Source organism: Brevundimonas sp. UBA7507, from assembly GCF_002478355.1.
In the GTDB taxonomy this organism is placed as follows: Bacteria; Pseudomonadota; Alphaproteobacteria; order Caulobacterales; family Caulobacteraceae; genus Brevundimonas; species Brevundimonas diminuta_D.
This window is the reverse complement of record NZ_DLNP01000011.1, coordinates 155,732-177,273: the sequence shown is the minus strand read 5'-3', so window position 1 is coordinate 177,273 and position 21,542 is coordinate 155,732. Positions and strand designations below refer to the sequence as shown.

24 protein-coding genes are annotated in these 21,542 nt (G+C 68.3%); 10 read left to right on the top strand and 14 right to left on the bottom strand.

The window, feature by feature from the left end; translation table 11 throughout:
• Window positions 1-56: 56 nt before the first annotated feature.
• Window positions 57-230 carry a YdcH family protein gene (locus B3D50_RS06600; protein WP_081461894.1) on the top strand — a complete coding sequence of 58 codons (174 nt, stop codon included), beginning with the start codon at window positions 57-59 and terminating at the stop codon, window positions 228-230.
• 79 nt (window positions 231-309) lie between these two features.
• Here the strand turns inward: B3D50_RS06600 and B3D50_RS06595 are convergent, their stop codons facing one another.
• Window positions 310-975 (bottom strand): DUF1013 domain-containing protein, encoded by a 666-nt coding sequence (locus tag B3D50_RS06595; protein WP_088410059.1) that lies wholly within the window; start codon window positions 973-975, stop codon window positions 310-312.
• 216 nt (window positions 976-1,191) lie between these two features.
• On the opposite strand from B3D50_RS06595, the gene B3D50_RS06590 reads away from it, so the two are divergent.
• Window positions 1,192-1,854 (top strand): beta/gamma crystallin-related protein, encoded by a 663-nt coding sequence (locus tag B3D50_RS06590; protein WP_269299491.1) that lies wholly within the window; start codon window positions 1,192-1,194, stop codon window positions 1,852-1,854.
• A gap of 54 nt (window positions 1,855-1,908) precedes the next feature.
• Here the strand turns inward: B3D50_RS06590 and B3D50_RS06585 are convergent, their stop codons facing one another.
• Window positions 1,909-2,880 carry an NAD(P)H-quinone oxidoreductase gene (locus B3D50_RS06585; protein ID WP_286950437.1) on the bottom strand — a complete coding sequence of 324 codons (972 nt, stop codon included), beginning with the start codon at window positions 2,878-2,880 and terminating at the stop codon, window positions 1,909-1,911.
• A gap of 91 nt (window positions 2,881-2,971) precedes the next feature.
• On the opposite strand from B3D50_RS06585, the gene B3D50_RS06580 reads away from it, so the two are divergent.
• Complete coding sequence (locus tag B3D50_RS06580) at window positions 2,972-3,175, top strand: DUF1192 domain-containing protein (protein ID WP_024353289.1); 204 nt, start codon at window positions 2,972-2,974, stop codon at window positions 3,173-3,175.
• 208 nt (window positions 3,176-3,383) lie between these two features.
• The gene (locus B3D50_RS06575) at window positions 3,384-3,788 is read left to right on the top strand and encodes a DUF1465 family protein (RefSeq protein ID WP_409516090.1); all 405 of its coding nucleotides are present in this window, start codon (window positions 3,384-3,386) and stop codon (window positions 3,786-3,788) included.
• A 41-nt stretch (window positions 3,789-3,829) separates the two neighbouring features.
• Here the strand turns inward: B3D50_RS06575 and B3D50_RS06570 are convergent, their stop codons facing one another.
• On the bottom strand, window positions 3,830-5,386 hold the full coding sequence (locus B3D50_RS06570) for a L,D-transpeptidase family protein (RefSeq protein ID WP_286950274.1): 1,557 nt from the start codon (window positions 5,384-5,386) through the stop codon (window positions 3,830-3,832).
• A 153-nt stretch (window positions 5,387-5,539) separates the two neighbouring features.
• Window positions 5,540-5,764 (bottom strand): 50S ribosomal protein L31, encoded by a 225-nt coding sequence (gene rpmE, locus B3D50_RS06565; protein ID WP_003168899.1) that lies wholly within the window; start codon window positions 5,762-5,764, stop codon window positions 5,540-5,542.
• A gap of 132 nt (window positions 5,765-5,896) precedes the next feature.
• Between rpmE and B3D50_RS06560 the strand changes: the two genes are divergently transcribed.
• Entirely contained in the window at window positions 5,897-7,741 is a 1,845-nt protein-coding gene (locus tag B3D50_RS06560) for an ABC transporter transmembrane domain-containing protein (RefSeq protein WP_286950270.1), read from the top strand.
• A 23-nt stretch (window positions 7,742-7,764) separates the two neighbouring features.
• Here the strand turns inward: B3D50_RS06560 and B3D50_RS06555 are convergent, their stop codons facing one another.
• The 6 genes from B3D50_RS06555 to B3D50_RS06530 all read right to left on the bottom strand — a co-directional run bounded on the left by B3D50_RS06555 (window position 7,765) and on the right by B3D50_RS06530 (window position 12,233).
• Window positions 7,765-8,862, bottom strand: a complete 1,098-nt coding sequence (locus B3D50_RS06555; RefSeq protein ID WP_286950267.1) for a glycerophosphodiester phosphodiesterase — start codon at window positions 8,860-8,862, stop codon at window positions 7,765-7,767.
• Window positions 8,863-9,136: 274 nt separating this feature from the next.
• Window positions 9,137-9,943, bottom strand: coding sequence for an inositol monophosphatase family protein (locus tag B3D50_RS06550; protein ID WP_286950264.1), 807 nt, complete (start codon window positions 9,941-9,943; stop codon window positions 9,137-9,139).
• 133 nt (window positions 9,944-10,076) lie between these two features.
• Complete coding sequence (gene efp, locus B3D50_RS06545; protein ID WP_269299504.1) at window positions 10,077-10,643, bottom strand: elongation factor P; 567 nt, start codon at window positions 10,641-10,643, stop codon at window positions 10,077-10,079.
• 127 nt (window positions 10,644-10,770) lie between these two features.
• Entirely contained in the window at window positions 10,771-11,307 is a 537-nt protein-coding gene (locus B3D50_RS06540; protein ID WP_223850832.1) for a TspO protein, read from the bottom strand.
• Window positions 11,308-11,380: 73 nt separating this feature from the next.
• Complete coding sequence (gene bfr, locus B3D50_RS06535) at window positions 11,381-11,881, bottom strand: bacterioferritin (protein ID WP_040345814.1); 501 nt, start codon at window positions 11,879-11,881, stop codon at window positions 11,381-11,383.
• A 166-nt stretch (window positions 11,882-12,047) separates the two neighbouring features.
• Window positions 12,048-12,233, bottom strand: coding sequence for a (2Fe-2S)-binding protein (locus B3D50_RS06530; protein WP_003165676.1), 186 nt, complete (start codon window positions 12,231-12,233; stop codon window positions 12,048-12,050).
• A gap of 117 nt (window positions 12,234-12,350) precedes the next feature.
• Between B3D50_RS06530 and thiE the strand changes: the two genes are divergently transcribed.
• From thiE to B3D50_RS06515, 3 genes are all read left to right on the top strand, one after another.
• The gene (gene thiE / locus B3D50_RS06525; RefSeq protein ID WP_286950258.1) at window positions 12,351-13,010 is read left to right on the top strand and encodes a thiamine phosphate synthase; all 660 of its coding nucleotides are present in this window, start codon (window positions 12,351-12,353) and stop codon (window positions 13,008-13,010) included.
• Between the two features lie 84 nt (window positions 13,011-13,094).
• Window positions 13,095-14,771, top strand: coding sequence for a sensor histidine kinase (locus B3D50_RS06520; RefSeq protein WP_286950255.1), 1,677 nt, complete (start codon window positions 13,095-13,097; stop codon window positions 14,769-14,771).
• Window positions 14,772-14,829: 58 nt separating this feature from the next.
• Window positions 14,830-15,765, top strand: coding sequence for a hypothetical protein (locus B3D50_RS06515; protein WP_286950253.1), 936 nt, complete (start codon window positions 14,830-14,832; stop codon window positions 15,763-15,765).
• 4 nt (window positions 15,766-15,769) lie between these two features.
• On the opposite strand, the gene B3D50_RS06510 is transcribed toward B3D50_RS06515, so the two are convergent.
• From B3D50_RS06510 to B3D50_RS06495, 4 genes are all read right to left on the bottom strand, one after another.
• Window positions 15,770-16,105: a VOC family protein gene (locus B3D50_RS06510; RefSeq protein ID WP_286950252.1), complete on the bottom strand. Its 336-nt coding sequence runs from the start codon at window positions 16,103-16,105 to the stop codon at window positions 15,770-15,772.
• Window positions 16,106-16,337: 232 nt separating this feature from the next.
• Window positions 16,338-16,850: a serine protease inhibitor ecotin gene (eco, locus tag B3D50_RS06505; protein ID WP_286950251.1), complete on the bottom strand. Its 513-nt coding sequence runs from the start codon at window positions 16,848-16,850 to the stop codon at window positions 16,338-16,340.
• A 50-nt stretch (window positions 16,851-16,900) separates the two neighbouring features.
• Window positions 16,901-18,091 (bottom strand): thiolase family protein, encoded by a 1,191-nt coding sequence (locus B3D50_RS06500; protein ID WP_286950250.1) that lies wholly within the window; start codon window positions 18,089-18,091, stop codon window positions 16,901-16,903.
• Window positions 18,092-18,163: 72 nt separating this feature from the next.
• Window positions 18,164-19,000, bottom strand: a complete 837-nt coding sequence (locus B3D50_RS06495; RefSeq protein ID WP_286950249.1) for an acyl-CoA thioesterase — start codon at window positions 18,998-19,000, stop codon at window positions 18,164-18,166.
• A gap of 155 nt (window positions 19,001-19,155) precedes the next feature.
• On the opposite strand from B3D50_RS06495, the gene B3D50_RS06490 reads away from it, so the two are divergent.
• Both B3D50_RS06490 and B3D50_RS06485 read left to right on the top strand, forming a co-directional pair.
• Window positions 19,156-19,650: a winged helix-turn-helix transcriptional regulator gene (locus B3D50_RS06490; protein ID WP_046653364.1), complete on the top strand. Its 495-nt coding sequence runs from the start codon at window positions 19,156-19,158 to the stop codon at window positions 19,648-19,650.
• Between the two features lie 53 nt (window positions 19,651-19,703).
• Window positions 19,704-21,533, top strand: coding sequence for a diguanylate cyclase (locus B3D50_RS06485; protein ID WP_286950247.1), 1,830 nt, complete (start codon window positions 19,704-19,706; stop codon window positions 21,531-21,533).
• Window positions 21,534-21,542: the final 9 nt, after the last annotated feature.

Here is a 21,542-nt window from a genome sequence, read left to right as displayed (position 1 = left end):
ACCTCGCCGAACCGGGCGCTCAGTGTAGTGGTCCCTTAGACATGGAGGCGCAAGCCATGACCATCGAGGCTCGTATTCGCGAACTGGGTAATCGGCATCGGTCGCTGGATGAAACGATCCAGCAGGAGATGCGCCGCCCCACCGCGGACCCGACACACCTCAGGGAGCTGAAGCAGCGAAAGCTGCGACTTAAGGAAGAGATCAGTAGTCTGGAAGCCCGAACCCACTAGCGGGCCTAGCATCCGAAAAGACGACGGCCCCGGAAGAGCGATCTTCCGGGGCCGTTTTGTATTCGCCGACCCGGTTGGATCAGTCGCGCGAGCCGAACACCGATTCGGCCGTGGGTTCGGCGCCCAGGCCGTATTCTTCTTCGGCCTCTTCCAGGACGACTTCCGGTTCGGCCTCGGGCTCGATGGGTTGCAGGACGCCGTTCTTGGCGTCGTCCTTGGCCTTCTTGTCGGCGGCCTTGCGCACCACTTCGTCCAGTTGCAGCTGGCCGGTCAGTCCCAGCGTCACCGGATCGACCGGCTTGATGTTGGCCGAGTTCCAGTGGGTGCGGTTGCGCACGCTTTCGATCGTGGCCTTGGTGGTGCCCAGCAGCTTGGCGATCTGGGCGTCGGTCACTTCGGGGTGGTTGCGGACGAACCACATGATGGCGTCCGGGCGATCCTGACGACGCGAGACCGGCGTGTATTTCGGACCCGACTTGGCGGGCTTCAGCAGTTCGGCGTGGCGGCTGACCACGGCCTTCATGCGGTAGTTTTCGTCGTTCTGGGCCTTGTCCAGCTCTTCGCGAGTCAGCTGGCCGTTGACGATGGGGTCGGCGCCGCGAATGTCGCGCGCCACGTCGCCGTCGGCGATGCCGCGCACCTCAAGCGGGTGCAGGCCGCAGAAGTCGGCGATCTGCTCGAACGAGAGCGAGGTGTTGTCCACCAGCCAGACCGCGGTGGCCTTGGGCATCAGGATGTCGGTCATGGGCATGGATCCCGGCGGTTGCGGCCCGAAAAACGGGCGTTTGAATCGACGGCGCCCGACCTTTTCGGCCGGGCGCGAGAAGGCCTTTATAGGTGATCTTGGCCGAAATGAAAACGTCGTCTGTCGTCTTCATACAGCGAAGGTTCATCTGTCGTGATGAACATTGGGGGCCAGAGCGCGTTGTGCGCCAAGAGAAACCTCGAAGGAGACCGTGTCATGAAGAAGTTCGTGATTGCAGCGGCAGGACTGGTCATGACGGCGGGCGGCTTTTCCGTCGTCAATGTGAGCACGGCGGAAGCGCAGGTGCAGACGCGCGGCGCGCCGCGCGGGTCGTATGCGCAGAGCTGCACCGGCGCCTATGTGAACCGCGGTCGCCTCTACGCCGATTGCCGCGATATGCGTGGTAATATGCGCGAGACGTCGATCGAACTGGCGCGCTGCTCCAGCGAGGAGATCATCAACCGCGACGGACGCCTGGTCTGCGGCCGCTTCCAGGGCGATTTCGAGAACGGCGGCCGTCCCGGCCGTCCGGGCGGCGGATGGGATGACGGGCGTCCAGGCCGCCCCGGCGGCGGTTGGGACGACGGTCGTCCCGGCAACGGCGGCTGGGGCCGGTCCTCGATCACCGTCTATCGCGACTCTGATTATCGCGGCCAGTCGATGAGCTTCCGCGAGGAAGTCCCGAACCTGCGCAACATGGGCATGAACGATGCCATCAGCTCGATCCGCCTGTCGCGCGGCGCCTGGGAGGTCTGTGAAGACGCCTATTATCGCGGGCGCTGCGAGATCGTCAGCGGCGATGTGCGCAACCTTGCCAATACGGGAATGAACGACCGGATTTCGTCGCTGCGTCCGGCGCGCGGCGGCGGTCGCTGGTAAACACCGGCCTGTCTGGAAACGAGGGCGGGAGGCTGCGGCCTCCCGCCCTTTCTTTTAGGGCAGAAGCACGACCTTGCCGACGTGGGCGCCCGCCTCCAGATGGGCGTGGGCGGCGGCCGCTTCGGTCAGGTGGAAGGTCGCCTCGACCTGAGCGCGAACGGCGCCGGACGCGACCCAAGGCCAGACAGTGGCCTCGACTGAGGCGGCCAGGCGGGCCTTTTCGTCAGCCGGACGGCTGCGCAGGGTCGAGCCGGTCAGGACGATCCGCTTCAGCATGATCCGCATCAGGTCGATCTCGGCCTTGGCGCCGGTCAGGGTGGCGATCACCACCCAGCGTCCGCCGGGCTTCAGGGCGTTGAGGTTCAGCTCGGCGTAGGCCGCGCCCACCATGTCCAGCACCACGTCGGCGCCGCCCGTCTCCTGGATGGCGGCGGCCAGATCGTGCTCAGTCGCGTCCAGGCTGACGTCGGCGCCCAGGGCGCGGGCGGCCTCGGCCTTGGCGGCGCCGCGAGAGGTGGCGATGACGCGGGCGCCCGCCGCCTTGGCCATCTGGATGGCCATGACGCCGATGCCGCTGGTGGCGCCGTGGATCAGCAAGGTCTCGCCCGCCTTCAGCCCGCCGCCTTCAAAGACGTTGGCGAAGACGGTGAAGGCGGTTTCGGGCAGGGCGGCGGCCTGGGTGAAGTCGAGGCCGTCGGGGATGGGTAGGGCGTGGCGGGCGTCGACCACGGCGTATTCAGCGTATCCTCCGCCGCCCAACAGGGCGCAGACCCGGTCGCCGACGGCCCAGCGCGCCACGCCGTCGCCTACGGCGTCGACCTCGCCCGCGACCTCTAGTCCAAGAATGTCCGAAGCGCCCGGCGGGGGCGGATAGCGGCCTTCGCGTTGGACGATGTCGGGACGGTTCACGCCCGCCGCACGTACGCGGATGCGGATTTCGCCGGGGCCCGGAGCGGGCAGGGGGCGCGTGGTCAGGCGCAGGGCGTCGGCGGGGCCGCGCCCGTTCTCGATCTCGATGGCCTTCATGGTCGCGGACACGGCGGCTCCCTTGCTTGCATTCCGGATCAATGCGGCGTTCACATAGGGGTTCATGCTCGAAATGGCCAAGGAGGCGAGGATGAGTTTCGAAGATCTGGAGCCCCGGCCGCAGCGCGGCGAGGCCCTCTCCGCCCTGGGCCGCGAAGACCTGGACCTTTACGCCGTGGACGAACTGCAGGAGCGGATCGCCGCCCTGGAGGCCGAGATCGCTCGGTCCCGCGCGGCGATCGACGGCAAGTCCTCGCAGCGCAGCGCCGCCGACGCGCTGTTCAACTTCCGCTGAGGCGCGGGCGGTTGGGGACGGTTTCGACGGCCCTCTCCCGCAGAATCAGCTTCCGTGGCATGACGATTGCACCCAGCGGATGCATGAGATGCATGGATAGACGCCCGTGACAGCCATCGAAGCCGATCAGACCCCGGCGCGCCTCGCCGGTGCCGAAGTGCTGGACTTCGCACGCTCGGAGCTGTTCGAGCGCACCTTCCGCGAAGGCATGGAGCTGGTCGAGGAGACCGCCGCCTATCTGGACGGCGACGGACGCCAGGATTCGCGCCTGCTGTCGCGCGCGGCCGCCCTGTCCTATGCGGGCGAGAGCATGAAGCTGACGACGCGGCTGATGCAGATCGCGTCCTGGCTGCTGGTGCAGCGCGCCGTGCGGGAGCAGGACATGAGCGCCGAGGCGGCGGGCGACCCCCGCTATCGCCTCGCCGATCGCCGCATCGAGACGGAGCCGCGTCGCGGCGACCTGCCCATCGCCCTGATCGAGTACGCGGTGCGAGCCGAGAAGCTCTACGACCGCGTCCTGCATTTGGATCGCCAGATGTACGTCGAGCCCGCCGAGGCGCCGGCCAATCCAGTGCAGAACCAGATGGACCTGCTGCGCGCCGCCTTCGGATAAGGCTCCTCCTCCCATGCGACGACAAGAGAGAGGTGGATGCCTTACGGCGTCACTTCATCCGGATCGATCGGGGCGTCGGCGATGACCTGGGGCAGGTTGACGGCGATGCCCAGGGCGTCGGCCAACTTGGCGTCGCGCTTGTAGACGTCCTCGCGGAAGGCGACGCGGCCCTGACCGTCGACGAAGGCGGTCCAGTACAGCAGGCGCACGCCGATATTGCGGCCGGTGGTCACGCGCTTGGTCTCGCCGCTGGCCTGGGCCGCATCGAACAGGGCCAGACGATCGGGATCGGGCGACAGCAGCAGGCGGGCGAAGCCGATGGCGTCCTGCACCCGCACGCAGCCGTGGCTGCGCTGGCGCACCGACAGGTTGAAGGCGCCCCGCGCCGGGGTGTCGTGCAGGAAGATGGCGTAGCTGTCCTGCAGCTCGAACTTCACATTGCCCAGCGACGACTTCGGCCCGGCGCGTTGCACCACCCAGCCGTCGGCGTTGACGTACATGTCGTTGGCGGCCAGGTAGCCGGGGCCCTTGGGCAGGATTTCACGGCGGGCGATGCCCATGGGCACGGTCCACGGCGGATTGGCCACGACCGAGGCGAAGGGCTTTTCAAGGCTGGGGGTCTGGTTGGCGGCGGTGCCGACGACCACGCGGTTGGAGTGAACCGGCTTGCCGTCCTTCCAGTAGACCATGATGGCGGCGGCGGTGTTGACCTCGATCCGCTCCGGATTCAGGTCGCGCTTCAGCCAGCGACGGCGCTCCAGGTTCAAGGCGATCTGGCGGGCGCGATCCTCGGCGGTGGCGGTCAGCGAGCGCTGGGTGGCGCCGCCGATGCGGCCGTCGGACCCCAGGCCGTGACGGGTCTGGAAGCTGCGGACCGCCTGCTCCAATTCGGGGCCGTAGGCTAGGTTGCCCTTCAACCGTTCGGCGGCGGCGGCGCTCAGGTCGCCCTCGGCGGCCAGGCGGGCGACCAGGGCCGGGATGCGCGGGTCGCTGGTTCCCGGCTCGATGGTGCCGCCGATACGGAAGGCGGGCCAGCCGCCCTGGCGGGCGATGCGGCGATAGCGGGCGTAACCGGCCGACAGATTGGTGTAGCCCAGGTCCGTCGGGGGCAGGGCGTCGAACCACTGGCTCAGCTTGTTGGCGGCCACGGCGTCGACCAGGCCGCGCGGCAGGTCGACGCTGTTCTTCTGCATCTCCCACAGCTCTTCGACCGTCTCGGGCCGGACGCGGCCCTCGGCCAGAACCTTGGCGTACGCCAGGGCGGCGGCGGTGGTGCGGATTTCGGCCGTCTCGCGGTCGGCGGCCAGGCCGACGAAGTCGAAGAAGTCTCCCGCGGGCAGGCCGTGACGCTCGGCGCCCTGGGCGACTTCCTGCAGGATGCGCAGGCGGTCGGCGGTCCAGATCGGCTTGCCGCCGGTCAGCTGATAGACGGCGCGGACGTCAGCCTGCTGGGCCGCGGGCAGGCGGCCGGCCTGGGCGTCGAAGCCGGCGATGAAGATCTGCGGGTCCGTGGTGCGCGTCTGGGCCAGCGCCCCGTTCGCGGCTGCCAGCGTCAGGCTCGTCGTGGCGACGCCAAGGCCCAATTCCCGTCGGTTCATCGTCTGTAACTCTTGTGGTCCGATATCGGCCCGGACCCAACGTCCACGCCCCGAGTAATCGAACGCGCCCATGTTAACGGTGTTCCGGGCAACAAAAAAGCGCCGGCCCTGGGACCGGCGCTTTTGTGGCGAACTTGTCGCACCGAGCGTGGCTTACTTCTTGATGAAGCCGCCGAACTTGTTGTTGAAGCGCGAGACGCGGCCGCCGCGGTCCATCAGGTGCTGGTTGCCGCCGGTCCAGGCCGGGTGAGACGTCGGGTCGATGTCCAGGTTCAGCGTGGCGCCTTCCTTCCCGTAGGTCGAACGGGTCTGGTAGGTGGTGCCGTCGGTCATCACAACAGTGATGAAGTGGTAGTCGGGGTGCGTGTCCGCTTTCATCGATCTTGTCCGTCTCTGCGCTACGACGATGCCGACCGTCACTGCGCGTAAATAGAGAATCCCGCCGCAGGGCGCGACGGGAGCGAGGGGCGGCGTTTACACCGGGGGGCGTTCCGGGGCAAGAGCGCGACCATGACCCACGCTGAACCCCAACGTCACGCCCAACCAACCGGCCGCCCCGGCGCCGGCGCCGTTCTGGCCGAACAGATGGACGAGGCGGGCGGCAAGCGCGCCAAGAGCCGCAACATCCGGCCTCTGGGACGGCTGTTGCCCTTTCTGGGGCGGCACAAGATGGACGCTGCGATTGCGACGGTGTGGCTGATCGGATCGACGGTCGCGTCGCTGGCGCTGACGGCGACGGCGCGCGGCGCCATCGACCAGGGGTTCGAGAACGGCGGCGCCAATATCGACAAGTGGTTCCTGATCCTGGGTCTCAACGCCGTGATCCTGGGGCTGGCGACGGCGCTGCGCTATTTCTACGTCACCAAGACGGGCGAGCGGATGATCGCCGACCTGCGCACGGCGCTGTTCCAGCGCATCCTGACGCTGGACCCGGTCTTCTTCGCCCATATGCGGACGGGCGAAGTGCTGTCGCGCCTGACCACGGACATTCAGTTGGTGGATACGCTGCTGACCACCTCGATCAGCTATGCGCTGCGCAACTTCCTGACCCTGATCGGCGGCGTCGCCCTGCTGTTCTTCGTCAGCCCGAAGTTGACCGGCTTCGTCCTGTTGATCGTGCCGGTGCTGATCGTGCCCCTGTTCCTGTTCGGCCGGGTGGTGCGCCGCCTGACGGTGCAGTCGCAGGACACCTTCGCCGGGGCCGTGGGCTTTGCGGGCGAAAGCGTCGACGCCATCGAGACGGTTCAGGCTTTTGGCCGTGAAAAGAGCGCCATCGGCCGCTTCGGCGCGGCGGTGGAAGAGGCGTTCGGCGTCTCTCTGAAACGGATGCGGGCGCGCGGCGTGATGACCGCGATGATCATCATGGTGATGTTCGGCGGCGTGACCCTGGTGTTGTGGCTGGGGGCGCAGGACGTGATCGCCGGGACCATGACGCCGGGCGCCCTGCTGCAATTCGTCCTGCTGTCGGTGTTCGCGGCGGGCGCGGTCGGCGCGTTGGGCGAAAGCTGGGGCGACGTGCAGAAGGCGGCGGGCGCCATGGAGCGGATCGACGAGCTGATGCGGGCGACCCCCGCCATCGCGCCGCCCGCCAGTCCGGTCGCCCTGCCTCAGCCGCCGCGCGGCGAGGTGTCGATGTCGGCGGTGGACTTCGCCTATCCGGGGCGTCCCGACCTGCCGGCGCTGAAGGGCTTCAGCCTGACCGTGCGGCCGGGCGAGACCGTGGCCCTGGTCGGGCCGTCGGGGGCGGGCAAGTCGACCGTCTTCCGCCTGCTGCTGCGCTTCTATGATCCGCAGTCGGGCCTGGTGTCGGTGGACGGTGTGGACGTGCGCGCGGCCGATCCGGTCGATGTGCGCAACCGCTTCGCCTGGGTGTCGCAGGAGGCGCCGCTGTTCTCGGGTTCGGCGCTGGAGAACATCCGCTTCGGCCGCGAAGCGGCTACGCTGGAGGAAGCCCGCGCCGTCGCCGCAGAGGCTCAGGCGCTCGGCTTCATCGACGCCCTGCCGGAAGGCTTCGACACCCCTCTGGGCGAGCGCGGCAAGAGCCTGTCGGGCGGCCAGCGCCAGCGTTTGGCCATCGCCCGCGCGTTGGTCCGCGAGGCGCCGATCCTGCTTCTGGACGAGGCGACCAGCGCGCTCGACGCCGAGAACGAGCGTCTGGTTCAGGCCGCGCTGGATCAGGCGATGGAGGCGCGCACCACCTTGGTCATCGCTCACCGTCTGGCGACCGTGCTGCGCGCCGACCGCATCGTGGTGATGGACGGCGGCCAGGTGGTCGAGGAAGGCACGCACGCGCAGCTGTCAGCCAAGGGCGGGCTGTATGCGCGTCTGGCGAAGCTTCAGTTCCAGGGGACGTAAAAGCGAACCCTCACCCTTTCGCCTTAGCCAATCGCTGACGCTCTTGGAGGCTCAAGCCCTCTCCCATCGGGAGAGGGGGCTAAGCGCGCGTTCACGGCCGTAGCGGGAAAGTCGCTGAATACCGCATCGACGCCCAGCGCGTAGATCGCCTTCAGCCAGCCTGTCAGGTCGCCGTGGTCGGCGGGAGCGTCGCCCACGCGATATTGCGACGGCAGGAACAGGTTCTCCGCCCTGAAGGTCCAGACCACGACCTTCAGGCCCGCCGCATGGGCGTCCTTCGTTAGAGGCGAGGCCTCCAACGCGCGGCCCGTATCGTCGCGCGGAACGACCATCAGATCCTGCACGCCGACGGCGTCGGCGTAGCGGGCGATCTCGGCCAGGCCCTGCGGCGTCGCCATCTCGGCGTAGGTCAGGTCCGGCCGGTCGGCGGGGCCGCCGCCCGCCTGCATCAGTTGCAGCAGAGGCGCATCAATGCGCGCCTTCAGCCGTTCCAGCGTCCCGACCTCGAAACACTGGATTAGGATGGGGGCGTCGGCGGCGGTGAGGCCGTGGCGCTCCAGCGCGGCGACGAAGGCGTCCTCAATCGGCAGGTTCAAGGCGGCGAAGTGGGAGGGGTGTTTCAGTTCGGGCGCGACGCCGATGATGCGGCCGGTGCGGGCGCCGGCGTCGCGGGCGATGGCGACGACCTCGTCAAAGGTCAGGATCGGCTCTTGGCCGTCGAAGGCGGCCGAGGCAGGGCGCAGGGCGGGCAGCCGCTCGCGGGCGCGCAGGGTCTGCAACTCTGCCAGGGTGAAGTCTTCGGTGAACCAGCCGGTGATAGGAACGCCGTCCACGTTGCGGGTGGTGCGGCGCGTGGTGAATTCGGGACGGTCGGCGACGTCGGTGGTCTCGCCGATCTCGTTCTCATGGCGCACGACCAGATGGCCGTCGCGGGTCATGACCAGATCGGGCTCGATGAAGTCCGCGCCCTGTTCAATCGCCAGCTCATAGGCGGCGCGGGTGTGTTCGGGCCGTTCGCCAGAGGCGCCTCGGTGGGCGATGACGGTCGGCTTGGCTGAGGGAGCGGACATGGCCGGTTGGCTCGAAGACAGGAGGACGGCGGTCAGGATGGCGGCGATCATGGCCGAAGGGTAGGGGCCGGACGTGACAGGCGCGTGATCGCGTGACCCTCTCCCGGCGGGAGAGGGCTTGAGCGCGCGGCGGCGTAGCGGTCGTTCTGGCGCGACCCGAAGGGCGGTGCGTAGCAGCCAAAGGGTGAGGGGCTTGTCCTATCAGTCGGCGTGAGCCGCGGCGCGACGGCTTACGCCGACTTTCGCCGTGAACCCTCACCCTTTCGCCTGGCCAATCGCTTCGCTCTTGGAGGCTCAAGCCCTCTCCCATTGGGAGAGGGTGACGTCAGGCCTCGCGCAGGATCTTGCGCAGCTTGGCCTGGATTTCGGGGTTGCCGGCGACGATCTGCTTGCCGCTCATCGGGTCGCCGTCCTGGTCGATGGCGGTGACGACGCCGCCGGCCTCAGTGACCAGCAGGATGCCCGCCGCCACGTCCCACGGCTGCAGGTTGCGCTCGAAATAGGCGTCGTAGCGGCCCGCGGCGACCCAGGCGAAGTCCAGGGAGGCGGCGCCGAGGCGGCGGATGCCGGCGACGCGCTGGCCGACGGCGTGGATGTCCTTGATGGCCTGGCCGTGGCCCGACTTGCCGATGAAGGGCAGGCCCGTGGCGATCAGGCACTCGGCCATGTCGACGCGTCCGGCGATGCGGATGCGCGTGTCGTTCAGATAGCAGCCCTTGCCCTTTTCGGCCCAGAACATCTCGTTCATGACCGGGTTGTAGGTGACGCAGGCCACGATCTCGGACGTGCCGTCGGGGTGCTTGCGCTCCAGGCCCACCGTGATGGCGAAGTGGGGCATGGCGTGCATGAAGTTGGTGGTGCCGTCGATCGGGTCGACGATCCAGGTGTGGGTCTTGTCGGTGCCCTCGACCATGCCGCGCTCTTCGCCCAGGAAGCCGTAGCCGGGGCGGGCCTTCAGCAGCAGCTCGAACAGGGTCTGCTCGGCCTTGACGTCAGCGGCGGTGACGAAGTCGCCGGGGCCCTTGCGGGACACCTGGAGCTGGGACACCTCGCCGAAATCCCGAAGCATCGGGCGGGCGGTCTTGCGGACGGCGTCCATCATGACCTGGAGCAGGGCGGAAGCGAGGGCCATAGGCGGTTCTCCTGATCCGTCGATCCTTAAAAAGCCAGCGGCCCGGATGGACGGAGAAGCAAAAGGGGCGCGGACCATCCGCGCCCCTGTAGTCTTTACAGCGCCCGGCCTTGGCCGGGAATGACGGCGTTTGTTAGTCCGCGCGGCGGACGTATTCGCCGGTCGAGGTGTCGACGACGATTTTCTCGCCCGTCGACATGAAGGGCGGGATCATGACGCGGATGCCGTTCGAGGCCTTGGCGGGCTTGTAGGACGACGAGGCGGTCTGGCCCTTCACGGTCGGCTCGGTCTCGACGACTTCCAGCACGACCTGTTCCGGCAGTTCCAGGCCGATCGGGCGGTCTTCGTGCGACTCGATGATGACCTTCATGCCTTCCTGCAGGTAGGGGATGCGGTCTTCGCCGACCCAGCCCTTTTGCAGTTCGATCTGCTCATAGGACTCGTCGTCCATGAAGACGAGGGTTTCGCCGTTGTCGAACAGGTAGGAATAGTCGCGCTGTTCCAGCGTGACGCGCTCGACCTTGTCTTCCGAGCGGAAGCGTTCGTTCAGCTTGTTGCCGGTCTCGAGGTTCTTGGCCTCGACGTTGGCGAAGGCGCCGCCCTTGCCGGGCTTGACGTGGCTGGCCTTGGTGACGACCCACAGGCCGCCATTGTGTTGCAGGACCATGCCGGGCTTGATGGTGTTGGCGTTGATTTTCATGAGAACCGTAGGGCTCGTTGCTGGGGGGCGGCAGGCGCCGACCGCCAGGGCGTGGCGCGCCAAATCGCGGCGAGCCCTAGAGGATCAAGCGAAAAAGGGCAATGGCGCTGCTCGGCGACCCGCGGATTCAGGCGGCGTCGTCCAGGCCGCGTTCCGCCTGATTGGCCAGGCGCACTCCCATGCCGGTGGGCGCGGCCAGCTTGCCTGCGCCGGGATCCAGCTTGCGCGCCTCATGGGCGAAGGCGGCGGCCAGACCGGCTGAGGACATGGCGGCCAGAATCTGGGTCCAGCGTCCAGTAGGCCGCGCCGCCAGCCAGACGGCGTTGACCGCCTGGGCGACAGCCCACAGACCCATTGCAGTGTTGCGGCCGGGACGGGCGGGGGCGTTCCACACGCGCAGGGCCGACAGGGTGGTGGCCGAGAAGACGGCGGGCAGGATCAGGCTGAACGGTCCGCGCGGCCGCTCGGTGATCGGACCCTCGCGTTTTCGGGCGCCGGTCAGGCCGCGTGTCTGCGGGGGAACGGCGCGGGTCGCCACGGCCGTCGCCGCCAGGGCGAAGCCGACAGTCAGCGCGGCGCCCAAGGCGACGTGCCGCCAGTCGCGGCCTTCGGCGTTGAGAAAATCCGCTGCGTGGTCGCGGGCGGCGTCGAGGGCGTCGTCCATGCTGCTCATGCAGCCAAGAACAACCGGGCGCGGCGGACGTTCCCGCCCTCCGACGCCGCGCCCGGTCTTCGGATCAGTTCCCGGTGGCGGCGCCGTCGGTGGTGATTTCCTTCATGGCCGACTGCAGATAGTTCTGCGCGCCCATCAACTTGATCAGGCTGTGTTGGTTCTCGAGGAAGTCGATGTGCTCCTCGGTGTCGGCCAGGATTTTCAGCAGCAGGTCGCGGCTGACGTAGTCGCGGGCTTCTTCGCACTGGGTCAGGGCGTCGCGGGTGGCGGCGCGGCTGTCGATTTCCAGCTGCAGGTCTGCGCCCAGGCATTCGATGGGGTCTTCGCCGACCTTCAGCTTGTGCAGATCCTGCAGGTTGGGCAGGCCGTCCAGGAACAGGATGCGTTTGATCAGCATGTCGGCGTGCTTCATCTCGCCGATCGATTCTTCGTAGATGACATTGCCCAGGTGGGCGAGGCCCCAGCTTTCGAACATGCGGGCGTGCAGGAAATACTGGTTCACCGCCGTCAGTTCATTGGTCAGCACCGCGTTGAGGGTGCGGATGATCGCGGGATCGCCCTTCATTGTCATCGTCCTTGTTTCAGCGGCGGCGAAAGCGACGTCGGCGCGACGACAGAGCCTTTCGGCCGCCCGTAAGGACTTCATAACACGGCTGAAACGCCGTGGATTATTTGCGAGTTCTTATCACCGCATTGATAATGCGAGTGAAATCCGCTTTCAAAATCCGCCTCTATTCGGCGGCGATGGCGAAGGCGGCCTGGGTTTCCTGGATCATCTGGCGCATCTCGCAGACGCATTTGGCGCACTGAGGCGCGCACTGGTGGCTGGCGAAGATGTCCTTGGGACGGTTGGCGCCCGCCTCGATGGCAAGGGCGACGTCACGCTGGCGAAGACCGTTACAGTTGCAGACGTACAAGGCGAGGCACCTGGAACACTGAGAATGGCTCGCTATAGCACTTATTAAGGCGGGTGCAAATCATTCGCATGCACATGCGACATTGACGACGACGGCGGCGACGGGCAGGGCTCGGCCATGGCTCGTCAACCGCAAATTCCCGCCCGCCCGGCCTGCCGGCTGTACCTGATCACGCCGGCCGCCCTCCCGGACCTGGAGGCGTTCGCCGCAGAGCTGGAGGCCGCTCTGGCGGCAGGCGACTGCGCCGCCCTGCAGATCCGCCTGAAGGCGGCCTCGGACGAGGAGATTCGTGCGGCCGTCGCCCGGCTGAAGCCGATCTGCCAGGCGCATGACGTGGCCCTGATCCTGAACGATCGGCCGGACCTGGCGCGCGCCACGGGCTGCGACGGGGTGCACGTGGGGCAGGAGGACGCCTCCCTGGCCGAGGCGCGGCGCATCATGGGCGAGGGCGCCATGATCGGCGTCACCTGCCACGACAGCCGCCACCTGGCGATGGAGGCGGCCGAGGGCGGCGCCGACTATGTGGCCTTCGGCGCCTTCTTCCCGACGCAGACCAAGGACGTCGCCCATCACGCCGAACCGGAGATCCTGACCATCTGGCAGGAGACGATGGAGGTTCCCTGCGTCGCCATCGGCGGCGTTACGGTCGAAAACGCCGGGGCCATCGCAGCGGCCGGCGCCGACTTCGTGGCGGTCAGCGCCGGGGTCTGGCGTCATCCTGACGGTCCGGCGGCGGCCATGCGCGCTTTCGATGAGGCGCTGCGAACCGCGTATTGATCCTAGGGTCACGCTTCAGGGGATGTTTAGGAACGCGCGCGAAGATCAAGCCTAAGACCCTAGTTCTAGGCCGGATTGATGAGCATGAGCCGCGCGCTCCAAAGAGGAGAAGTCGCATTGGACGCGACGGGCAAGGGGACCGCTCCGGTTGAAACCCTGGCGCCGCCGAACGCCGACTTCTTCCGCCGACCGCTGGCTCCGATGCTGACCGCGCTGGGCGTGGCCGTGCTGGTGGTTCTCGCGATCAGCTTCGCTCGCGCCAACGGTCTGGTCGCCGCCCTGTGGGGCGCCGGCGGCCTGGCTATGGCCGCATGGCTGCGCGGCGGCCGCGGCCTGCAATACGACCTCGGTTTCGGCGTCCTGGTGCTGGCGGGCGTCTTTGCCGGCGAAATCTTGGCGGGCAACGGTCCGTCGCTGTCGATCCTCTTCACCCTGACCAATCTGCTGGAGATCGTTCTGGCGGTCGTGCTGACGCGTCGTGTGGTCACGGGGTTGCATGTCGACAGCGTGCAAGGCCTGGCGCGTTTCCTGGCGGTATGCGCGATCGCGCCCTTGCCGTCGGCCCTGATCGCCGCCGTGGCCCTGTCCAATATGGCGGACGAGAACTTCCTGGACGCCTTGCGTATCTGGTGGAGCGGCCACGCCCTGGGCTTCGCCGTGATCGGCGTGTTCGGCCTCAGCCTGCGTAAAGCCCATTTCAGGATGCTGAAGCAGCCTGCGCGCCTGGCCGAGGCCATCGGGCTGGGCGTGCTGCTCGCCAGCGCCTGCTACGCCATCTTTTCGCATATGAGCCTGCCTTACGGCTTTCTGCTGCTGCCGTTGATCGTGCTCGCGGCGGTGCGCTTTCGCGTGATCGGCGCGGCCTGGGCCTTGCTGGTGGTGTCGGTGGTGGCCATCGGCGGCACCATGGCCGGGCACGGTCCCTATCATCAGTTCGATCCCGAGGATCGCGCCCTGCTGGCGCAGTTGCTGATCCTGCTGGGCTATATGCCGATCCTGATGGTCGCCGCCCTGTTGGAAGAGCGTGACGGGCTGATGCAGCGCGCCAGGGAAGGACGGCTGCGGGCCGAGCGCGCTTCGGCGGCCAAGTCGCGGCTGCTGGCCAATGTGGCCCATGAGATCAAGAGCCCGATCGGCGGCGTCATCGGCATCGGCGAACTGTGGGCCGGAGGGCACCTGGGCGCCGCCACGCCCAACCAGGTCGAGATGGCGCAGATGCTGGTCAAGACGGCCCGCCAGGTCGAGGCCCTGACCCACGACCTGCTCGACGTGGCGCGGGCCGAGGCGGGCGCGGTCAAGGTGGATATTCGCCCGACCGACGTCGCCGGCGTGCTGGAGGACGTCCGCCGCAGCCTGCTGCTGAATCCTGAAGCGGCGGCGGTGAAGATCGACGTGGTCGCCGCCGGCGATCACCTGGTGGCGCGGGCCGATTCCCAACGTCTGACGCAGGTGGTCGGCAATCTGGCCAACAACGCCGTCAAATACGGCGCTTCGGGCGGGCTGGTCGTCCTGCGCGCGGCCTGGAGCGGCGACCGCGTCCGTATCGAGGTCACAGACCGAGGGCCAGGTCTCTCGGACGAGAAGCAGGCGCAACTGTTCGAGCCCTTCAACCGTCTGGGCCTCGAGCGTTCGGCCATTGAGGGGCATGGCGTCGGCCTGACCCTTGCCAAGCGGCTGGTCGAACTGCAGGGCGGCGAGATCGGCGTGATTTCGGCGCCGGGGCATGGCGCGACCTTCTGGGTAGAACTGCCGGGCGCCTGATCCGGCGGGCGCGATGGCCGCTTGACCCGGTGCGGCCCCGGCCGTCAATGTCGTTGTCATGAAAGCCGTATTCGTCGCCGCCCTGTCGCTCGCCGCTCCTCTGGCCCTGTCCGCGACGCCCGCCGCCGCGCAGCAGGATCCGACCGAGCGGGCCCGCATCGAGGAGTTGACGCGCCGACTGAACGGCGCGCCGCCCGCACCGCAAAGAGCGACGACGCCCGCTGCACAGCCGACGCCCCAACCGGCGCGCCAGGCTGCGCCCCAGCCGACGCCTCAGCCGATGCAGCGCGCGGTTGCGCCGCAGGGGCGGGAGCGACCGGCCCCGCCGCCCGCCGCCGCCCGTCAGGATCCTGCAGAACGGGTCCGCATCGAGGAGTTGACGCGTCGTCTGAACGGCGCGCCGCCTGTGGCCGCTTCGACCGCGGCCGCGCCTTCATCCGCCGTCCCGCCTCAGCGGCCGCAAACTCAGCTTTCTCCGGTCCCGTCGCCGCAGGCCCAGCAGGCGCCCGTCGCAGCGCCTCGCCCGCAACCGGCGCCCCAATCGGCCTCGCCCGCGCCGCAGCGCGCGCCCGCGCCCGTTGCAACGTCCACGCCCGCTCCCGCACCGACGCCGACGCCGACGCCTGCGCTGCAAGGCTTGAGCGCCGCCGAACGCGCCGCCTTGCCGTTCATCATTGATCTGCCGCCGGGCTTCCAACTGGTCGAGGGGCGCGCGGCGCCGGGCGCCCACGTCTATTCGGTGCGCAAGGCGGGCAAGACCTATCTGATGATCTACGCCGGGCCTTCCTCGCAATTTCCGATCTATGACGGGGAACAGGTGACGGTCGGCGGCCGCGTCTCGGTGGTGACGACCGAAGGCCAGCGTCGCATCGCCATGGAGCACCTGTTCCAGCGTTCGGCGGAACCCGCCGAGGTCCACGTCTGGGTGATGGCCCAGGACGGCGCCGACCGCGACGAGGCCGAGCGCATCGCCCAGACCGTCGACCCGAAGTAGAGTCCTATTTCTCGGACCAGACGGCCAGTTCGTTGCCGGATGGGTCGCGGAAGTGGAAGCGCCGCCCGCCGGGGAAGGCGAAGATGGCGTGGGTGATCGCGCCACCCGCCGCCTCGACCTTGGCCTGCATGGCCTCCAGATCATGGGCGTACAGGATGGGCAGGGGCTTGGGCGTCATGGCGTCGGGGGTGAAGCCGCCGTCCAGCCCTTCGCTGAACGCCGCATAGGCCGGGCCGTAGTCCTGGAAGCTCCAGCCGAACGCCTGGGCGTAGAAGGCCTTGTGCGCCGCCAGATCCGTCGCGGGCAGTTCGAGATAATCCAGCTTGCCGTCTTCGCGCATAGCGACTCTCCGAGAGAAATGGAGACGGACGCTTGCACGACGGCCGACTCTGCGCAAACCTGCAAATGGTTCGCAGATGCAGGAGTCGGCCCATGATCGTCCTGAGCGCCGGGTGCGCCTCCTTGGCCTCGCTGATGCAGCGGGATGCGGATGGAAGACGCGGGCCTGAAACGAAACGGGCGCCGATCGAATCCGATCGACGCCCGCGTCTGATCTCAAAGAACGGCGCGGATCAGCGCGCGGTCTGGGTCTCGCCCGCGCGCCACACGCGATAGCGCACTTCGACGTCCGACGGGGTGTAGACCACCACCGGCAGGCGCGAGTTGTAGCGGATCAGCGGCTGCTCCTGCGTCGTCACGAAGGCTTCGCGCTCCGAGCCCGGAGGGCAGCCCATCAGGGTGCTGGCCGCGTTCCCCAGGGCGGGCAGGACATAGTAGTCGTAGCCCCAGCCCTCGGCGGTGCGGGTTTCAAGGCGGCCGCCGAAGAACTGGCGGTTGCAGTCGACCGTCTGGGTCTTGCCCAGGATCAGCTCAACCTTCAGGGCGTCCTCGTCCGACTGGGCCGGCAGGTTGATGACGTGGCGGGTCTGGCCCGCCGTCGCGGCCGGGAAGGCCTTGAGGTCGGCGGAACCGGCCTGGCCGGTCACGGAGTCAGCCTGGGTCATGGCGCCTTCGGCCTGGGCGGTGGCGCAGGCGGTCAGGCTGAGGGCGGCGACGCCGGCGGCGAGCAGGGCGGGGAGTTTCAAGGGGGAGGTCTCCACAGTCAGTAAGCTTGACCGCCGACAACGCCGCAGGATCAGACCAGTTCCACCGCCATGGCCACGGCCTCGCCGCCGCCGATGCACAGCGAGGCCATGCCCTTCTTGCCGCCGCGCGCCTGAAGCGCCGCCAGCAGGGTGGACAGGATGCGCGCGCCCGAGGCGCCGATGGGGTGGCCCAGAGCCGTGGCGCCGCCGTTGACGTTCAACTTGGCGCGGTCGATGCCCAGTTCCTGCTGGGCGATCATGGCGACGACGGCGAAGGCCTCGTTGACCTCCCACAGGTCCACGTCCTCGACCGACCAGCCGGCCTTCTTCAGGGCCTTCTGCATGGCAGGAACGGGGGCGGTGGTGAACAGGGCCGGCTCATGGGCGTGGGCGGCGTGGCTGACCACGCGCGCGACGATGGGCAGGCCCAGGGCCTTGGCCGTGCTTTCGCGCGTCATGACCATGGCGGCCGCGCCGTCGGAGATGGAGCTGGAGTTGGCGGCGGTGACGGCGCCGTCCTTGACGAAGGCGGGCTTCAACGTCGGGATCTTGGCGGCGTCTGCCTTGCCGGGCTGTTCGTCTTCGCTGACCGTCACCGGGCCCTTGCGGGTGGCGACCTCGACCGGGACGATCTCGGCCTTGAAGGCGCCCGAGGCGATGGCGGCCTTGGCGCGGGTCAGGCTTTCGATGGCGTATTCGTCCATCGCCTCGCGGGTGAACTGATACTGGGCCGCCGCGTCCTCGGCGAAGACGCCCATGGCCTTGCCGGGGGAATAGGCGTCTTCAAGGCCGTCCATCATCATGGAGTCGACGATGACGTCGTGGCCGATGCGGGCGCCGCCGCGGTGCTTGTTCATCAGATAGGGGGCGCCGGTCATCGACTCCATGCCGCCCGCGACGATGACCTCGGCCGTGCCTGCCAAGAGGGCGTCGTGCGCCATCATGGCCGACTGCAGGCCCGAGCCGCACATCTTGTTCACCGTCGTCGCCTCGACGTGCTTGCCGAGGCCTGCGCCGATGGCGGCTTGACGGGCCGGAGCCTGGCCCAGACCGGCGGGCAAGACGCAGCCCATGAAGATCTGCTCGATCTTCTCCGGCGCGACGCCCGCGCGCTCGACGGCGGCCTTCACCGCGGCGGCGCCCAGGTCGGTGGCCTTGACCGGCGACAGCGCGCCCTGGAAGCCGCCCATCGGGGTGCGGGCGAAGGAGCAGATGACGACGGGATCAGAAGCGGCGGTCATGGCGAGCGTTTCCGTAAGTGAATCGTTTCGTGGGGGATTAGGGGAGGCGAAGGCCCGCTGGCAAGCGGCGCCTCACAGCAGCTTGCGGCGCTGGCGCGCCAGGGCGAGGGGGCTGCCGTCTGCGCCCCAGGCGATCGCCTCGTCCACCGACCAGCCCAGGCCGTGATCGAGCAGGCGGTATTCGAAGAAGACCCAGCCGTCGGGCGCGGCGTCCGGCGTCGGGTCGGCCAGGAAGTCGCAGCGCAGGTCCACCGTCGTCATCATCGGCGTCGCCTTGAAAGCCGTCCAAGCGGGCGGATAGAGGGCGTCCAGCAGGTAGCACATCCGCAGTTCGTCCAGCGGCGCCCCGTCCTTCACCCGCATCCAAACCCGCTCGACGACCGGCTTGCCCTCATTGCCGCCCAGAATGTTGGGGCCGTTCTCGAAGCGATAGTCGACGTGTTGCGAGAAGCGCGGCGCCATCGGGCCGCTGATGCCCGGCGCGTCCTTCAAGCAGTCCAGCGAGGGCGGCGGCGCCTGCAGGGGCGTCAGCGGGACAGGCGTGGGGCCGTCGGCGCCGTAGGTGGCGCTGGCGTGGTGGGTCAGCTTCGATCCTTGGCCGCCCTCGACCACGGCGTAGGCGACGTTGCGGCCGCCGCGCAGCATCCGGGGCCGGAAGTGCAGCGACTGGCCGTAACGGGCGGCCGCCAGATATTGGACCGTCAGGCTGCGCAGCGGCGCCTCGATCCCCAGACCCTGGCGCATGGCCCCGGCGCACAGGGCCGCCAGCAGGCCGCCGAAGGGGAAGCCCGCCTCGGGCGGGGCGCTGATCGGACCGTTGGAGAACTCGCCCGACAGGTGGGCGGCCAAAGCCCCGTCGTCCTCGGGCGTCAGGCGGAAGGCGGCGTGGATCAGGTCAGGCTTGGTCATGAACTCAACATCGAAAAGCGTAGGCGGAACCTGCGACGGCGCCGCCTCCGAGTCGAGGGAGGGAAGCCGTCCCGTCAGTTGCAAATAGAAACTGACCGACTCCGTCGCGATTGGCAACCCTTGTCAAAAGCCTGACGCGAGGTCACTTTCCGCTCATGGGACGCACCGCCGACTATTCGCGCCAGAGCTGCTCGGTCGCCGCCACCCTCGAGGTGATCGGCGATCCGTGGACCATGCTGGTCATCCGCGACGCCTTCAACGGCGTCAGCCGCTTCGAGCAATGGCAGGAGCGGCTGGGCGTGGCGCGCAATGTCCTGGCTGCGCGGCTGAAGTCGCTGGTGCATCACGGCGTGCTGGAGCCGCGGCCCTATTCCGAGCGTCCGCCGCGCAACGAATATGTGCTGACGGCCAAGGGCAAGGATCTGTACGGCGTCCTCGTCACCCTGCACGCCTGGGGCGAGAAGCACGTCTATGGCGACGAGCCGTCGGGCATCGTGCTGCGCCACAAGACCTGCGGGCACGACCTGAAGCCCCGCATCGCCTGCGGCTGCTGCAATGAGATGGTCCGCCCGCGCGAGGTGGAGGTCGTCTTCACCGAGAACCGCCCAACCGTCGGCGAGGTCATGCCGACCAAGGACGAGGCCGCGTAGGACCCTCTGATCGATTCAACCTCCGTCAACTGTCGAAGGTTAACGGTGGGGGCATGTTTCAGTCCCTTACGTCCAGGATCGCCGCCGTCAGCGCCCTGGTGGTGGTCGCTTTACTGGTTCTCGTGGCCGCCCTGGCCGACGCCTCGCGGCAGACCCGCGAAAGTTTTCGTTGGGTGACGCACTCCGCCCAGGTCATCCAGGCGATGGAAGAGACCGTGGCCGGGCTGCGCGACGCGGAGTCGGGGCAGCGCGCCTATGTGCTGACGCAGAACCCGGCCTACGCCCAGTCCTTTGACGCACGGGTTTCAGACTCCCTGCGGGCGTTCAGCGAGTTGGTGGAGCTGACGCGGGACAACCCGCCGCAGCAACTGCGGGTGCAGGCTCTGGGCGCGCAGCTGTCTGGCCGGATCGAACTGATGCGCCAGCCTTTGACCTTGGCGCGAAGCGGGGACTTCGCCAGGGCCGAGGCGCTCATCGCCGAAGGGCGCGGTTTCGATTCCATGAGCGCCTTCGTGCTGGCGGCGCGAGAACTTCTGGACGAAGAGCGGGTGGTGCAGGCGCGCCGCGTCGAGGCGGCCGAGCGGCGGTTGGCGCGAGTGCGAGGGCTGGCCCTGATCGGCGGGCCGTTGATCGCCTTCTTCTCCCTGTCGGTGTCCTTCATGGTCATTCGCGGCATCCGCCAGCCGGTGCGCGTCATCACACGCGCCATGACCGGACTGGGCGCGGGCGACCTGAACCAGAGGATCGACAGCCGTATGGGGTCGCGGGAGTTCGACCGGCTGGCGCGCGGCTATAACGACATGGCCGACCGTCTGGCGACGGCGGCGAAAGATCAGAGCCGCAGCGAGCGCGAACTGAAGCGCGTGCATGAGGAACTGCTGGCCAGCGCCCAGACCCTGCGGGAGCGGGGCGAGGTCATCGAGCTTCTGGGCGGGATGGCCCATCGGATGCAGGCGGCCCGCACGGACGACGAACTGGCCCAGGTCATCCACGCCTTCGTGCCGCGTGTCCTGCCGGGGCTGCCGGGGGCGCTCTACGCTTACAACAACTCGCGCAATCTGCTGGTCCCGCTGTCTGGCTGGGGCGGGCATGAGGCGGAGACGGAAGGCTTTGCGCCGGATCAGTGCTGGGCCTTGCGTCGAGGGCAGAGCCATTTCGTGTCTGAGCCGGGCGCGGATGTCGTCTGCGGCCATGTGGACCATATGGCCCCGCCCTATCACTGCGAGCCGCTGCTGGCCTCGGGCGAGGTGATCGGCGTCCTGCATCTGGACGGACTGGTCGAGGCCGAGACGCAGTTCCGTCTCAACGTCCTGGCCGAGAACATCGCCTCGGCAATGGTCAACCAGAAGCTGCAGCGCGACCTGAAGGAACAGACGATCCGCGACCCGCTGACCGGCCTGTTCAACCGTCGCTACATGGAGGAGGCGCTGGCGCTGGAGGTGGCGCGCGCCGCGCGTTCGGGTGCGCCGCTATGCGTGGTTATGTGCGACGTCGACCACTTCAAACGCTTCAACGACGAGTTCGGCCATGAAGCGGGCGATGTGGTGCTACAGGCCGTAGCCGCCGAACTGGGCCACCGTTTCCGCGACGGCGACATCGTCTGCCGCTACGGCGGCGAAGAGTTCATTGTGATCGCGCCCGGCACCACGGCGGAGGCCCTGGCGCCGCGGGTCGAGACCGTGCGCCAGGCTGTCGCCGCCATCGCCTTGCGCCTGGGCAAGCAGCCGCTGGGCAGCAGCACCATGTCCTTCGGCGTCGCCGAATGGTCCAAGGGCATGGACCGTGACGGCGACGCCCTGGTGCAGGCGGCGGACGCGGCGCTGTATCGCGCCAAGAAGGAAGGCCGCAACCGGATCGTCCTGCACGTCGAGGAAACAGCCTGACGAGCGGTC

What these genes read in the sequence shown, in the direction of transcription:
- B3D50_RS06600 (WP_081461894.1), top strand. Translation starts at nt 57, where the DNA reads ATGACCATCGAGGCTCGTATTCGCGAACTGGGTAATCGGCATCGGTCG.
- B3D50_RS06595 (WP_088410059.1), bottom strand. Translation starts at nt 975, where the DNA reads ATGACCGACATCCTGATGCCCAAGGCCACCGCGGTCTGGCTGGTGGAC.
- B3D50_RS06590 (WP_269299491.1), top strand. Translation starts at nt 1,192, where the DNA reads ATGAAGAAGTTCGTGATTGCAGCGGCAGGACTGGTCATGACGGCGGGC.
- B3D50_RS06585 (WP_286950437.1), bottom strand. Translation starts at nt 2,880, where the DNA reads ATGAAGGCCATCGAGATCGAGAACGGGCGCGGCCCCGCCGACGCCCTG.
- B3D50_RS06580 (WP_024353289.1), top strand. Translation starts at nt 2,972, where the DNA reads ATGAGTTTCGAAGATCTGGAGCCCCGGCCGCAGCGCGGCGAGGCCCTC.
- B3D50_RS06575 (WP_409516090.1), top strand. Translation starts at nt 3,384, where the DNA reads ATGGAGCTGGTCGAGGAGACCGCCGCCTATCTGGACGGCGACGGACGC.
- B3D50_RS06570 (WP_286950274.1), bottom strand. Translation starts at nt 5,386, where the DNA reads ATGAACCGACGGGAATTGGGCCTTGGCGTCGCCACGACGAGCCTGACG.
- rpmE (WP_003168899.1), bottom strand. Translation starts at nt 5,764, where the DNA reads ATGAAAGCGGACACGCACCCCGACTACCACTTCATCACTGTTGTGATG.
- B3D50_RS06560 (WP_286950270.1), top strand. Translation starts at nt 5,897, where the DNA reads ATGACCCACGCTGAACCCCAACGTCACGCCCAACCAACCGGCCGCCCC.
- B3D50_RS06555 (WP_286950267.1), bottom strand. Translation starts at nt 8,862, where the DNA reads ATGATCGCCGCCATCCTGACCGCCGTCCTCCTGTCTTCGAGCCAACCG.
- B3D50_RS06550 (WP_286950264.1), bottom strand. Translation starts at nt 9,943, where the DNA reads ATGGCCCTCGCTTCCGCCCTGCTCCAGGTCATGATGGACGCCGTCCGC.
- efp (WP_269299504.1), bottom strand. Translation starts at nt 10,643, where the DNA reads ATGAAAATCAACGCCAACACCATCAAGCCCGGCATGGTCCTGCAACAC.
- B3D50_RS06540 (WP_223850832.1), bottom strand. Translation starts at nt 11,307, where the DNA reads ATGGACGACGCCCTCGACGCCGCCCGCGACCACGCAGCGGATTTTCTC.
- bfr (WP_040345814.1), bottom strand. Translation starts at nt 11,881, where the DNA reads ATGAAGGGCGATCCCGCGATCATCCGCACCCTCAACGCGGTGCTGACC.
- thiE (WP_286950258.1), top strand. Translation starts at nt 12,351, where the DNA reads ATGGCTCGTCAACCGCAAATTCCCGCCCGCCCGGCCTGCCGGCTGTAC.
- B3D50_RS06520 (WP_286950255.1), top strand. Translation starts at nt 13,095, where the DNA reads ATGAGCCGCGCGCTCCAAAGAGGAGAAGTCGCATTGGACGCGACGGGC.
- B3D50_RS06515 (WP_286950253.1), top strand. Translation starts at nt 14,830, where the DNA reads ATGAAAGCCGTATTCGTCGCCGCCCTGTCGCTCGCCGCTCCTCTGGCC.
- B3D50_RS06510 (WP_286950252.1), bottom strand. Translation starts at nt 16,105, where the DNA reads ATGCGCGAAGACGGCAAGCTGGATTATCTCGAACTGCCCGCGACGGAT.
- B3D50_RS06500 (WP_286950250.1), bottom strand. Translation starts at nt 18,091, where the DNA reads ATGACCGCCGCTTCTGATCCCGTCGTCATCTGCTCCTTCGCCCGCACC.
- B3D50_RS06495 (WP_286950249.1), bottom strand. Translation starts at nt 19,000, where the DNA reads ATGACCAAGCCTGACCTGATCCACGCCGCCTTCCGCCTGACGCCCGAG.
- B3D50_RS06490 (WP_046653364.1), top strand. Translation starts at nt 19,156, where the DNA reads ATGGGACGCACCGCCGACTATTCGCGCCAGAGCTGCTCGGTCGCCGCC.
- B3D50_RS06485 (WP_286950247.1), top strand. Translation starts at nt 19,704, where the DNA reads ATGTTTCAGTCCCTTACGTCCAGGATCGCCGCCGTCAGCGCCCTGGTG.